14 protein-coding genes are annotated in these 12192 nt (G+C 70.8%); 7 read left to right on the top strand and 7 right to left on the bottom strand.

Going from position 1 to position 12192, the window contains the following annotated elements; genetic code table 11:
- The first annotated feature begins 246 nt into the window (after nt 1-246).
- Nucleotides 247-849 (top strand): hypothetical protein, encoded by a 603-nt coding sequence (locus GRX01_RS12630; RefSeq protein ID WP_159667940.1) that lies wholly within the window; start codon nt 247-249, stop codon nt 847-849.
- A 70-nt stretch (nt 850-919) separates the two neighbouring features.
- On the opposite strand, the gene GRX01_RS12625 is transcribed toward GRX01_RS12630, so the two are convergent.
- The 5 genes from GRX01_RS12625 to GRX01_RS12605 form a co-directional block, all read right to left on the bottom strand.
- Nucleotides 920-1306, bottom strand: coding sequence for a hypothetical protein (locus GRX01_RS12625; RefSeq protein ID WP_159667938.1), 387 nt, complete (start codon nt 1304-1306; stop codon nt 920-922).
- A complete protein-coding gene (locus GRX01_RS12620; protein WP_159667936.1) occupies nt 1303-1536 on the bottom strand; it encodes a hypothetical protein in 234 nt (77 codons plus the stop codon). The genes GRX01_RS12625 and GRX01_RS12620 overlap by 4 nt, the downstream gene beginning before the upstream one ends.
- A 98-nt stretch (nt 1537-1634) precedes the next feature.
- Nucleotides 1635-2480, bottom strand: coding sequence for a transcriptional regulator TbsP domain-containing protein (locus GRX01_RS12615; RefSeq protein WP_159667934.1), 846 nt, complete (start codon nt 2478-2480; stop codon nt 1635-1637).
- 56 nt (nt 2481-2536) lie between these two features.
- Nucleotides 2537-3280, bottom strand: coding sequence for a tRNA (adenine-N1)-methyltransferase (locus GRX01_RS12610; protein ID WP_321168080.1), 744 nt, complete (start codon nt 3278-3280; stop codon nt 2537-2539).
- Nucleotides 3277-3666: a nascent polypeptide-associated complex protein gene (locus tag GRX01_RS12605; RefSeq protein WP_159667931.1), complete on the bottom strand. Its 390-nt coding sequence runs from the start codon at nt 3664-3666 to the stop codon at nt 3277-3279. Before GRX01_RS12605 ends, GRX01_RS12610 begins: the two co-directional genes overlap by 4 nt.
- 143 nt (nt 3667-3809) lie before the next feature.
- Here GRX01_RS12605 and GRX01_RS12600 point away from each other — a divergent pair, with 143 nt between their 5' ends.
- Together GRX01_RS12600 and GRX01_RS12595 are read left to right on the top strand one after the other, a co-directional pair.
- Nucleotides 3810-4604: a creatininase family protein gene (locus GRX01_RS12600; protein ID WP_321168079.1), complete on the top strand. Its 795-nt coding sequence runs from the start codon at nt 3810-3812 to the stop codon at nt 4602-4604.
- A complete protein-coding gene (locus GRX01_RS12595; RefSeq protein WP_159667928.1) occupies nt 4601-5362 on the top strand; it encodes a 2-keto-4-pentenoate hydratase in 762 nt (253 codons plus the stop codon). The genes GRX01_RS12600 and GRX01_RS12595 overlap by 4 nt, the downstream gene beginning before the upstream one ends.
- Before the next feature lie 188 nt (nt 5363-5550).
- On the opposite strand, the gene GRX01_RS12590 is transcribed toward GRX01_RS12595, so the two are convergent.
- On the bottom strand, nt 5551-6219 hold the full coding sequence (locus GRX01_RS12590; protein ID WP_159667925.1) for an O-methyltransferase: 669 nt from the start codon (nt 6217-6219) through the stop codon (nt 5551-5553).
- A 122-nt stretch (nt 6220-6341) separates the two neighbouring features.
- Here GRX01_RS12590 and GRX01_RS12585 point away from each other — a divergent pair, with 122 nt between their 5' ends.
- Nucleotides 6342-7022 carry a DNA methyltransferase gene (locus GRX01_RS12585; RefSeq protein WP_159667922.1) on the top strand — a complete coding sequence of 227 codons (681 nt, stop codon included), beginning with the start codon at nt 6342-6344 and terminating at the stop codon, nt 7020-7022.
- 16 nt (nt 7023-7038) lie between these two features.
- On the opposite strand, the gene GRX01_RS12580 is transcribed toward GRX01_RS12585, so the two are convergent.
- Complete coding sequence (locus GRX01_RS12580; protein ID WP_233741011.1) at nt 7039-7500, bottom strand: CopD family protein; 462 nt, start codon at nt 7498-7500, stop codon at nt 7039-7041.
- 194 nt (nt 7501-7694) lie between these two features.
- Between GRX01_RS12580 and GRX01_RS12575 the strand changes: the two genes are divergently transcribed.
- The 3 genes from GRX01_RS12575 to GRX01_RS12565 all read left to right on the top strand — a co-directional run bounded on the left by GRX01_RS12575 (nt 7695) and on the right by GRX01_RS12565 (nt 12153).
- Entirely contained in the window at nt 7695-9374 is a 1680-nt protein-coding gene (locus GRX01_RS12575) for an acyl-CoA mutase large subunit family protein (protein WP_159667919.1), read from the top strand.
- 82 nt (nt 9375-9456) lie between these two features.
- On the top strand, nt 9457-9843 hold the full coding sequence (gene mce, locus GRX01_RS12570) for a methylmalonyl-CoA epimerase (protein ID WP_159667916.1): 387 nt from the start codon (nt 9457-9459) through the stop codon (nt 9841-9843).
- A gap of 96 nt (nt 9844-9939) precedes the next feature.
- The gene (locus tag GRX01_RS12565; protein WP_201289593.1) at nt 9940-12153 is read left to right on the top strand and encodes a DUF4350 domain-containing protein; all 2214 of its coding nucleotides are present in this window, start codon (nt 9940-9942) and stop codon (nt 12151-12153) included.
- The last annotated feature ends 39 nt before the right edge of the window (nt 12154-12192 follow it).

Here is a 12192-nt window from a genome sequence, read left to right as displayed (position 1 = left end):
GGTTAAAGTCACCGACTCGGCGGGTCGTCGGACCGGCGAGGCGCGGACGGCGCTCGCCGGCGAGGCCGACGAACGCCGGCTGGCGGGACCAGTCGATGCCCACCGTCGACGCCGGCCGATGCTCGTCAGTTCGGGCGCTCCCCGACCGCCCGCGTCCCGAGCGTCCACGACGTGAGGTCGCGCGTCCATCGCCGGCGCCCGTCACGAGGAGTTATCACCGTCGCCCCCGACACCGGCACCCGACGGATGCCGGACACGTTCCCGTCGGTCCCCACGGACGCGCTCGCGGAGGGGGGATGGTGCGAGCGCGAGCGCCGGCGGACGAGGGAGTTCGACGCCGCCGTCGTCACCGTCGACGCGGCGACGGTCGTGTACGAGGACCGCACGCTCCGCGACCGAGTCGTCGAGGAGACCGAGTTGGATCGCCTGTGGCGCTTCTTCGTCGCGAGTCGGCTCACGGTGTCGCCCGCGACCGGGCCGTCGAGGGCGCTCACGGGACTCGTCGCCGACCGGGCACACGCCGGGTTCGCGGAGACGCTCACGGAGCGCGGCTTCGAGGGCGTTCGGCGGGTCGACCCCGAGGCCGTCGAGTCCACCGAGGCCGCACTCGGCGACGACTCGCGGGTCGCAGGATACGACGCGCTGTGCCGCCTCGACGCCGTCGGGGTTCGGGCGCGCGGTTGGGCGGCGGTCCGGCCCGTGGACGGCGCGTACCTCCTCGTCGGCGGAGCGTACCCCACCGCCGTCCGGAGCGCGCCCGACGAGCGGACGGACGACGCGCTCGCGGAGGCGTTCGATCCCGAGGGCTTCCGCGAGGAACTGTTCTCGTTGATGCGTGCGACGGAGTGAGGTCGACGGCGACGGAACCCCGGAGAAGGCCGGGTCGGCGATGAATCACGACTTCGGCACCGGGCCGCGGTCACCAGCGACCGCGAAGCATCGCGCCGGCGAGGCCCCGCACGTCGACACGGGCGGGCGCGACCCCGAGCGCACGCGCGAGCGGCCCCGCCGGGACGCCGGGGTCGACGCGAGCCACCTCGACGTCGCCGACGTGGACGCCGACCGGGACGCGGTCGACCGACTCGCCGATCCGATCCGGCAGCCGATCCAGAACCGATCCGAGCCGTCCGAGCGTCCGAAGGCTGTCGGCCGACACGTCGATCCGGCCGTCGGTCGAGCGGACCGCGAGTCGGTCGCCGTCGACGGTCGCCTCGACGTCGACCTCGACCAGAAGGTCGCCGACTGCGACCGGTTCGCCGTCGCCGCCGGTCGGTCCGGAGCCCTCGCGCGGCGACCGATCGGTCACTCCTCGTGGTCCCCGTGCTCGCTCGACGAGACGCGCAGCGTCCCGTTGAGTCGCCAGTGGGCGTGCGCGGCGTCCTCGTCCGCGCTGCTCGGAACGTCGACCTCCAGGTCGTCGAAGGTGTAGCTGATCTCGGCGCCCCGCCCCGTCAGCCGCTCGTATAGGGCGATGCCGAAGTCGGACCACGTGGTCGGCTCCCCTCGACGGGCCTCGGACGTGTCGTCGGCGCTCATCACTGTCCCCACCAAGGACTCCGACCGACTTATCGGTGTTCCCCGGTCCATCGCCGTACCGACGTCCGCGGTGTCCGCCGGCGTCCCCTCTCTCGGGGTCACTCCAGGGCCGCACGCCCGCGGTCGAGCAGTTCCCCGCCCGTCGGGTCCGTCGGACCGCCGCTCGCGAGCACGAGTCGGTGTCGGGGACGGCCGACGCCGGCCGGCTCGCGCTCGGTTTCGACGAGTCCCGCCTCGACGAGGCGTGCCTTCGAGCGGGCGATCTCGGTGCGACTGGAGAGGCCGACCTCCTCGGCCCAGTCCCCGATCTCCATCGCCAACACCTCGTGACGCGCGCCGACGAGCGTGCAGACCGTCGCCGGATCGAACGCGCCCGTTCGCGGAAGCGTCTCGGCCGCGCGGAACAGGTCGGCGAGCGTCTCGGCGGCGTCGGGCCACCGGCTCGCGAACGACTCCACGATCGTCGCCCGACCGGGGACGTCGAACGCGTACTCGTCGGCGTCGCGCCATCGCGCGCCGTACTCCTCCTCGACGGCCGCACACAACGCCTCGTCGTCGCCGGAGGCGAGGCCGCGGTCCGAGGGTCGGTTCGTGCCGTCGACGCCGACCGACAGGTGCGCGTGGACGGTCCCGTCCGCGATCATCAGGCGCTCGCCGAGATCCGGGACCGTTCGAACCGCCACTCGGTCGGCCGATCGCGCGTCGACCGCGGCGGTGGCTGTCAGGAAATCGTCGAACGCCGTGTCCGCCGTCTCGGCGGTGCACAGAACCCGAACCAGCGACGGGGGTCCCGCCTCGGTCGACCCGTCGGCACCGGAACGGTCGGCGACGGCGACCTCGCCGACGACGATCCGGACGAGCTCGGGGGACGGGTCGACGAGGAGAACGTCGGAGGCCGCGCCCAGCGCGCGATCGACGAACGCTTCGGGGGGACGTGTCGTCATGTCGGGGCGTGTGAGGCCCTCCGACTTCAGTTTTCAGAATCGTAGCCGTTGGATTATCACTCGACGCGCCGAGCGAACAGCAGGTAGCCGGTGTGGCCGACCCCCGCGGTGCTCGGGCGAGTGCCGCGCTCGTCGACGGTGAGTTCGCGCTGGATCGTCTCCAGCGTCTCCACGTCACCGAGTTCGGCCTCGCGTGCGGCGAGTTCGGTGTCGCGCGCGTCCTCCACGAACGGCGTGTAGACGGCAACGTGGCCGCCGGGAACGAGCAGTTCCTGAGCCCGCTCGACGACCGCGGCGGCGTCGCCGGTGTCGAGGGTTATCAGATCGAACGGCTCGCCGTCGACGAGGTCGTCGAGTTCGTCGGTGAGGTCGCCCGCCCGGACGTCGACGCGATCGCTCACGCCGCCCATCTCCATGTTCCCGCGAGCGACATCGGCGAACTCCGGGTCGATCTCGTAGGTGGTCACGTCGGCGCCGATCCGACCGAGATACCCCGACAGTACCCCGGTTCCGGTGCCGGCGTCGAGCACTCGGTCGCCCGACTGTGCTCCGGTGTGACCGATCACGAGTCCGATATCGCGGGGCATCATCGGTGCACCGGTGCGCTCGAAGTGGTTGAACAGGTCCGGCCCGCGAAGCCGTCTGACGTGGAATGGCTCGTCGAGATGCGTCTCCAGAACGTCCCCGTGGCCCACGTCGTCGGGTACCTCCAGCACGCCGAGGTCGGTCTGGAGTTCCTCGCCGGGACCCCGAAGGTACTCCCGGTCCGAGTCGGCGTGGACGAGGAGGTACGAACTCACTCCAGGGTGGAGATCGCCGCGGCGAGATCCCCGTCGGCGTCCTCCAGCGCCTCGCGGGCGTCGGCCTCGCTTACGCCCGCACGGGTCGCGACGAGCTGGACGTCGTCGTCGGGGATCCCACCGGCGTCGCCGCCCTCGGTCTCGTCGGCCGTGTCCGCGGCGTCCTCGTCGCCGCTCCCGAGTTCTCGGGTCGTCGGCTCGCCGACGATCTGGTACGTCTCCTGACCCTGAGCGTCCATCCGCGTGACCTGTGCGCCGTCGAACACGAGCTCTTCGTCGGCCGTCCGAATGACGACCTCCTCCGCGTCGATCTCGGTCACGTCGATGCCCATCTGCTTCATCATCTGCTGCATCTTGCGCGGGTTCATCCCGCCGCCTCCGAACATACTCGTGAACTCGGCCGCGCGGAGCAAAAGCGTGGCGAAGCGGCCGCTGACGGCACCCGTCGCAGGGAGCCCGGCGTTCGCCCGTGTCCGCTGACGAGCCGCCATCCCCGCGTTTCATCTCCCCGGAGACCGTTCCGCGGCACGTGTACCTCTCCCACCAGACGTGGCCCGACTTGGGCGACTACGTCGCCGAGGAGTCCGTCGCGGTCGTCCCGCTGGGCTCCACGGAGCAGCACGGCCCGCACCTGCCGCTGGCGACGGACTACCTCATCGCCGAGGCGCTCGCGCGCGAGGCGACCGATCGGACCGGCTTCCTGTGTACGCCGCCGGTTCGGATCGCCGTCTCCGAGCATCACCGGCAGTTCCACGGGACGATGTGGGTCGAACCGGAGGTCTTTCGCGACTACGTCGAGAGCTTCTCGCGAAACCTCGCGTACCACGGGATCGACCGCATCGTGTACGTGAACGCCCACGGCGGCAACGCTCAACATCTCCGTGAGGTCGGCCGTCGCCTCCGACGCGACGAGACGGCGTACGCGGTGGAGTGGATGTGGGACGAGTCGATCCCCGATCTCGTCTCGGAGATCTTCGAGCACAACGGCCCGCACGGTGGCCCGAAGGAGACCGCGATGGTCATGCACATCGCCGAGGAGCTGGTGCGGACCGACCGACTGGAGTCCGCTCGTGACGGCGGCATCGTCGACCTCCCGGATGCGAACCCCCGAGAGTTCGGCGCGCGGACGTTCTACGACTCCGCTGACAACTCCGACAACGGCGTCTTCGGCGACCAGACCGACGCGACGCCCGAGACGGGCGAGGAGCTGTTCGAGGCGGCGACCGACCAGCTCGTGCACCTCCTCGAGTGGATCGACTCCCAGCCGTTCGCGGACCTCATGCCCGAGCCGCACGTCGATCCGCAGCCCGGAAGCCGGCGATGACCGACGCCGACGCTCTGGCGGCAGCGCTCGCGGAGGCCCACCGGACCGCATCGCCGGTCGATCCCGACGACGGGTCGACCCCCGGAGTCCCGGGATCGATCGACGACGCCTACCGCGTACAGGGGCGCCTCGTCGACCTGCTCGCCGCCGACCGCGGCGCCCCGGTCGGGTACAAGATCGGGTTCACCAACGATCGCGTTCAGGCGGATCTCGGTGTCGAGGAACCCGGATACGGCCGACTCCTCGAGGCGACGGTCGTCGACCCGCCCGCGACCGTCGCCGCCGCGGAGTACGTCGGCCTCCGGGTCGAGCCGGAGATCGCGTTCCGGCTCGACGACGACCTTTCCGCCGAACCGTCGCGCGCTCGTACTCGCGACGCGGTGGCGACGGTTCACCCCGCGATCGAACTGGTCGACAGCCGGACGGGGTGGACCTTCGACGCGCCGCTGGCGGTGGCGGACAACTGCCTCGACGCGGGACTCGTGCTCGGAGCCGGAACCGCCATCGACGATCGCTCGCTGGATCAGGAGGCCGTGACGCTTCGAGTCGACGGCGAGCGTGTCGACTCGGGCGTCGGCGCTGACGTGCTGGGGCACCCGCTCGCGGCGCTGGCGTGGCTGGCGGAGGCCGTCGACGGACTCCCGGCCGGCACGCTCGTCACGACGGGATCGCTGACGGAGCCGGTACCCGTCGCGGCCGGGGAGACCGCGACGGCGACGTTCGCGTCCCTCGGGAGCGTCGAGCTCCGGGTTTCGTAGGCGAACAGGCGACACGCGCGGCCCGGTCCGTCGTCCGAGACGCACCCCCGGCTGTCAGTCCGACGATCCGAGGCCCCTTCCCGTCGCGGTGTGTCGCACACCCGCTGTCCGCGACGGGTCCGTACTCAGCGCATACCGGAGGTGGTTCCGGATTCGTACTTGAACTCTCGCCGCCGGCAGGACCCCCGCTAGTCGGCCTTCGTGCTCACGGCGAGCCCGGAGCCAACGGGGAGCACCGCCGTCTCGAAGTCGGGGTCGTCGCGGACGGCGTCGAGGTAGTCGGCTATCCCGCGGGTCTGGTCGTTCGCGGACGCGAGCGCGCCCCCGGAGTCCTCGTCCCCCTCGGCGTGCGCGAGGAGCGCGTCGAAGTCGATCGGGCCGCGCATCACGTTGTCCGCGGCGACGACGCCCCCCGGCGCGACCTTCTCGCGGACGGCGTCGAACGCGTCCGTGTACCGCTCCTTCTGGTGGTCGACGAGCACCACGTCGAACGGCCCGTCGTAGCGCCCGACAGTATCCATGGCGTCGCCCTCCTCGAAGACGCAGCGGTTCGCGAGGCCGGCCTCGCACATGAACTCCCGCCCCTGATCGAGTTCCTCGGCGTCGAACTCCGTGAGGATCACCCGCTCGGCGCCGCCGCGGAGGAACCACGACGCCGAGTAGCCGAACCCGGAGCCGAACTCGAAGACGGTGTCCGCGTCCGCGAGACGTGCGAGCAGGCGGAGAACGGCGCCCGACTCCGGACCGATGTTCGGGAAGTCGTGTTCGTCAGCGAACGCGGCCATCTCCGCCTGTACGTCGGTGTGTTCGGGGCCGGTCGCGCGGAGGAACCGGGAGACGGCTTCCGTGAGTACCATGGGGACGGATCGGAGACGGGCGACTTGTATCCCGACGCCGAAGTGGCCGGTACGGTCACGGAGGCGGGGAACCCCCGGGCCGCCGGGGGTTTATCGGGCTCGCTCGCGCGGTTCCGGACGCGATGGACACCCACCTCACGCTGGAGTTCGGCCACCGCGACCCGCTCCCTGACGGCCACGCCGACGAGGTCCGAACCCCGGACGTGCTGGTCGAGCGGTTCCTCCGGGAACACACCGATCCCGGCGACCGCGTGCTCGACCCGTTCGCGGGGTTCGGGACGACGCTACTGGCGGCCGAACGACTGGGCCGGGTTCCCATCGGCGTCGAGTACGAGACGGATCGCGTCGCCGCGATCCGCGACCGCCTCGGCGACGACCACGGCGGCGAGGTGCGCCACGGCGACGTCCTCGACCTCGACGGGTCGTGGTTCCCGCCGTGTGACTACTGTTTCACGTCGCCGCCGTTCATGACCCACAACATCGACCTGAACCCCTTCGAGAACTACGAGGGCGAGAGCACGTACGCCGACTACCTCGACGACGTCGAGGCCGCGTTCCGCGGCGTCGCGTCGGCGATGGCGCCCGGCGGAACCGTCGTCGTCGACGTGGTGAACGTCCGCGTGGGCGAGCACGTCACGCCGCTGGCGTTCGACCTGGTCGACCGCGTGGGCGAGGTGTTTCGGTTCGACGGGGAGGTCGTGATCGAGTGGGAGGGCGACGGCTACGACGACACCGACGGAAGCTACGGCTACGGGTTCGATCACTCCTACTGTCTGGTGTTCGAGAAGGGAGCGAGCGAGTGACCCGGGCGGACCGCCGTCAGACCGAGAGGTAGCCGCCGAGCACGAGCAGGACGAACCCGATGACCGCGGCGGCGTTGTAGAAGGTGCCGGCGTCGCGGGCGGCGGTTCGAACCTTGTTCTGTTCGAGCGCCGAGCGAACCTTGCTCCCGCCGACCTCGACGAGTCCGGTCATGACGACCCACAGCGCCAGCATCGTGAGCACGACGTGGCCCCGCGGGGGCGCGAACAGCCCCTCCGCGCCGTACACTGTCGCGGCCATGTGGCCGCCCGTCGCGAGGAACACGAGCGCGCCGACCCGTGTGATCGTCGACACGCCCGAGACGACGCCGCCGAGCAGTTCCGAGCTCGCGTCGCCGTCCCTCGCGAGCGGGATCACCTTCCAGGCGGTGATGACGACCGCGCCGACCCAGAGGCCGGCGAACAGGGTATGGAACACGTACGCCGCGGTGAGCGCGGCCTGCATCGGAGCGACTTGCATGGACAGTTCCAGCGGCGGGACCCACATAAATCCCGACACGACGCGGCGACGTGACCGTCGTGGTCGCCGGTGCGCAGTCGTGGTCGACGCCCGTCCGCCGCGGTCGCGAACGTGGACGCCGCCGTCTCCGGCTCGACCGCCCCGACGGCCTCGGCTCCAGTCCGCTTAAGCCGGGGGCGCGTGATGGATCGGTCATGTTCGACCCCGACGATCTCGAGGCCATCCGCGAGGGCAAGCGGGAGTGGGAGGAGGAGACCCTCTCCCCGACCCTCGACCGCTTCGGGGAGCGCGAGGAGGAGTTCACCACCGACACCGGCGGGCAGGACGTGAAGCGGCTGTACACCCCCGAGGACGTGGCCGACCTCGACTACGAGGACGACGTGGGGTACCCCGGGGAGGAGCCGTACACGCGCGGCGTCTACCCGACGATGCACCGGGGCCGCCTCTGGACCATGCGCCAGTACGCCGGGATGGGCACGGCCGCCGAGACGAACGAGCGCTTCCAGTACCTGATCGATCAGGGCTCCTCCGGGCTGTCGATGGCGTTCGACCTCCCGACGCAGATGGGCTACGACTCCGACGCCGACATGGCCGCCGGCGAGGTCGGGAAGTCCGGCGTCGCCATCGACTCGCTGGAGGACTTCGAGCGCGTCTTCGACGGCATCCCGCTGGACGAGGTGTCCACCTCGATGACGATCAACGCGCCCGCCGCCGTCCTGCTGGCGATGTACATCGCCGTCGGCGACCGGCAGGGGGTGGACCGCGAGGAGCTGCGCGGCACCATCCAGAACGACATCATGAAGGAGTACATCGCCCGCAACCTCTACATCTACCCGCCGGAGCAGTCGATGCGGTTGATCACGGACATCTTCGAGTTCTGCGCGGAGGAGGTCCCCAGCTTCAACACCATCTCCATCTCGGGGTACCACATCCGCGAGGCCGGCTCCACCGCCGCCCAGGAGATCGCGTTCACCCTCGGCGACGGCATCGAGTACGTGCAGGCCGCCGTCGACGCCGGCCTCGACGTGGACGAGTTCGCGCCGCAGCTCTCCTTCTTCTTCAACGCCCACAACAACATCTTCGAGGAGGTCGCGAAGTTCCGCGCGGCCCGCCGAATGTGGGCGGTGATCATGGAGGAGCGCTTCGGCGCGGAGAACCCCAAGTCGAAGCAGCTGAAGTTCCACACCCAGACCGCGGGATCGACGCTCACCGCCCAGCAGATCGAGAACAACGTCGTCCGCGTCGGGTATCAGGCGCTCGCAGCGGTGCTCGGGGGCACCCAGAGCCTCCACACCAACGGGAAGGACGAGGCGCTGTCGCTGCCGACCGAGCAGTCGGTTCGGACGGCCCTGCGGACCCAGCAGATCCTCGCCCACGAGTCGGGGGCCGCCGACACGATCGACCCGCTGGCGGGCAGTTACTACGTCGAGAGCCTCACCGACGGCATCGAGGAGGAGGCGTTCGAGATCCTCGAGGAGGTCGACCGCCGCGGCGGGATGCTCGACGCCGTGAAGAGCCAGTGGGTCCAGCGACAGATCCAGGACACCGCCTTCGAGCGCCAGCGCGAGATCGAGGAGGGCGAGCGGATCATCGTCGGCGTCAACGAGTTCGAGGTCGAGGAGGAGGACCGCCACGTCGACCTCGAGGACGTGTCCGAGGAGGAGGAGCAGGCGCAGATCGACCGCGTACAGGCGCTCAGGGAGGACCGCGACTCCGGGGCCGTCGAGGACGCGCTGGCGGGGCTTCGCGACGCCTGCCGGGGAGACGCGAACGTGATGCCGCACATCGTCGACGCCGTGAAGGCGTACGCGACGGTCGGCGAGATCTCCGACGTGATGCGCGAGGAGTTCGGCGAGTACAAGCCCGGCCAGTAGCCCCGGGACCCGAAACCGAGACCCGTCCGCTGTCGACCCGGGTTCGGGCGGATTTATTCTCCCGGCACTGTACCCGCCGCGTATGCACCTCGATCACGCCGGGATCGCGACCGACGACGCGGCCGAACTCGCCGCGCTGTACGCGGACCTCCTCGACTGCGAGATCGCCCACGAGGAGGAGTTCGACGGGATGGCGGTCGTCTTCCTCGAACTGGGCGACTCGTACCTCGAGCTCCTCGAACCCCTCGGCGACGAGGGGACCATCGCCGGCTACCTCGACCGCAACGGGTCGGGGATCCATCACCTGGCGTTCGCGACCGACGACATCGCGGGCGCGCTCGACCGCGCTCGCGACCTCGGGGTCGAGCTGATCGACGAGGAGCCGCGGCCGGGGGCGTGGGGACACGAGGTCGCCTTCCTGCACCCGCGGGACACCGGCGGCGTGCTCGTGGAGTTCGTCGAGCACTGAGCGACCTCCACGTGGACGGTTGTCACAGTAACGCTCCGGAGTAATTTGTTCCATTCTCCCGATAGAATTATGGTTCGAGTGTCGTGGGATGCACCCGTGCGACGACGATCTTTCCTGGCCGGCGTCGGCGCGAGCGCTGGGGCGCTCGCCCTCGGCACGACCGGCGCACGAGCGGAGTCGACGGACAGCGATCGGGTGGACGAACTCCTCTTCGACTCGACGGCGAGCCTCCTCGGCGCCGACGGCGAGCCGGCGGCCGCCGACGCCGACTTCGTCGCGGTGCGCGCGGAGCCGACGGCGACGAACGCCGACGAGGACGGCAACGGCGACGCCGTCGAGTACCCGGATGACCGACCGATCCCGCTGGTGGGCGTCGACGACGGCGTCGTCGCCTTCGGCGCGCCGATCGTCCAGAACGGCACGGACTTCCTGTTCGGAAACGAGGAGGTCGTCCTGAACGCGCTCGACCGCGTCGCCGGGTCGGGCACGGTCGCGTTCGACGAGACGCACGGGCAGTTCTACGACGCCGACGCCCACGCCGCGTTCATCGAGTACGCCGAGACCAACGGCTACGCGTTCGAGGCGACGGGCACCGACGGCGACCTCGTCGCCGCGCTCTCGGACGCCGACGCCGCGGTCGTCACCTCGCCCAGCGAGGGGTTCACCGCGGCCGAGCGCGACGCGATCGCGGCGTTCGTCGCCGACGGCGGCGGGCTGCTCCTGTTCGACCAGTCGGACTTCCGGAACTTCGACGCGACGGACAACCTCAACGAGATCGCGGAGGCGCTCGAACTGGCGTTCCGGTTCAACGACGACCAGGTTCTCGACGAGGAGAACAACGACGGCATCGGGTTCGTCCCGACGACGACCCGGTTCGACGACGACTACGCCGACCTGTTCGCCGACCGGCAGGGGCTCGGCTTCGAGGTCGACCCCTCCCGGACGTACACGGCTGAGGTCGTGAGCGTGACCGACGGCGACACCGTCGACGTTCGGATCCCCCGCGAGAACGCGCCCGACTACTTCGACACGGTCCGCCTGCTCGGCTTCGACACGCCCGAGACGTACGACCCGACCGAGACCACCCCGGAGGAGAGCCCCGAACTCGCGGAGGAGTGGGAGGGGATCGACTCCTACGACTCCCTCCTCGAGGGGGGCCGCGAGTCCGCCGAGTGGGCCGTCGGCGAACTCTCGGACGCGACGGTCGACCTCTCGTTCGACCCGGAGGAGGGCGTTCGTGGCGGGTTCGGGCGGCTCCTGTGTTACGTCCGGTACGACGCCGACGGCGACGGGTCGCGCGCTGACCTGTTCAACCGGCGCGTCCTCGAGCGCGGGTACGCTCGGGTGTACGACTCGGGACTCACGCGCCACGACGAGTTCATCGAGGTCGAGCGGAAGGCCCGCAAGCGCGGTCTCGGCGTGTGGGAGTCCAGCGACGTGCGCGCGTCCACGTCGACCCGTCCCTCTCGCGTCGAGCGCGTGCTGTTCCCGCGTGCGGCGCCCGTCGAGGCCGGCGAGGGGGCCGAGATCGTCGCCCGTGCGGGCGAGTCCGCCTCGATGCCGGGCGCGCCGCTTTCGGCCGTCGACGAGGGCGCGAGCGTCGCGCTCGTGGGCGCCCAGACGATCGCGGAGGACTACGACGGCCCCGACGCGCCGGTCGACGACCCGGTGGCGTACGACGCCTACCAGTTCACCGCGGGCGTCGTGGACGACCTCACCGCGCGCGCCGGCGAGGTGCTGATCGACGGCGGCCACGGGCAGTTCGCCGCCGAGGAGTCGGTCAGCGCCGAGGACGCCGCCTACTTCCAGCGATACCTGGAGGGACTCGACACGGGGTTCACGCAGTACAACGACCTCGCGTCGATGCGGAAGCTGACCCGCGGACGCGCGGTCGTCGTTTCCGCGCCGACCCAGGACTACGACGACGCGGAGCTGGCGGCGCTGCGTCGCTACGCCCGCGGCGGCGGCGCGGTCGTCGTGCTCGCCGGGCGCGCGGCCGACCGCGAGCGCGTGAACGACCTGCTCGACGCCCTCGGCGCCGATCTGGCGCTGGCCGACGGCGCCGTCGACGACGCCTCGGCCAACGCCGGGCGCCCGGATCTCCCCGTCACGACCGACGTGGAGGTGACCCCGCCGCTCCTCGGCAGCGAGCGCGGACGCGGAAACGGCAAGGGTGCGGGCGGAAGCAACGAGAAGGGGAACGGCAACGGGAACGGGAACGGCAACGGGAACGGGAACGGCAACGGGAACGGCCGCGGTCGCGGCGAGGACGGCGGGGCGGACTCGCTGGCGGCGGTCCTGTTCGACTGAGCCGGCTCCGAACCGGCTCGTCCCGGCGTCACGTTCGCG

This window comes from Halobaculum saliterrae (assembly GCF_009831625.1).
Taxonomy (GTDB): Archaea; Halobacteriota; Halobacteria; order Halobacteriales; family Haloferacaceae; genus Halobaculum; species Halobaculum saliterrae.
The sequence above is the reverse complement of the archived record's forward strand: the minus strand, read 5'-3'. Positions and strand labels throughout refer to the sequence as shown.

Coding starts and splice junctions, on each gene's coding strand:
- GRX01_RS12575 (WP_159667919.1), top strand. CDS start 7,695: ATGTTCGACCCCGACGATCTCGAGGCCATCCGCGAGGGCAAGCGGGAG.
- GRX01_RS12620 (WP_159667936.1), bottom strand. CDS start 1,536: ATGAGCGCCGACGACACGTCCGAGGCCCGTCGAGGGGAGCCGACCACG.
- GRX01_RS12580 (WP_233741011.1), bottom strand. CDS start 7,500: ATGCAAGTCGCTCCGATGCAGGCCGCGCTCACCGCGGCGTACGTGTTC.
- GRX01_RS12585 (WP_159667922.1), top strand. CDS start 6,342: ATGGACACCCACCTCACGCTGGAGTTCGGCCACCGCGACCCGCTCCCT.
- GRX01_RS12595 (WP_159667928.1), top strand. CDS start 4,601: ATGACCGACGCCGACGCTCTGGCGGCAGCGCTCGCGGAGGCCCACCGG.
- GRX01_RS12605 (WP_159667931.1), bottom strand. CDS start 3,666: ATGTTCGGAGGCGGCGGGATGAACCCGCGCAAGATGCAGCAGATGATG.
- GRX01_RS12590 (WP_159667925.1), bottom strand. CDS start 6,219: ATGGTACTCACGGAAGCCGTCTCCCGGTTCCTCCGCGCGACCGGCCCC.
- mce (WP_159667916.1), top strand. CDS start 9,457: ATGCACCTCGATCACGCCGGGATCGCGACCGACGACGCGGCCGAACTC.
- GRX01_RS12615 (WP_159667934.1), bottom strand. CDS start 2,480: ATGACGACACGTCCCCCCGAAGCGTTCGTCGATCGCGCGCTGGGCGCG.
- GRX01_RS12630 (WP_159667940.1), top strand. CDS start 247: ATGCCGGACACGTTCCCGTCGGTCCCCACGGACGCGCTCGCGGAGGGG.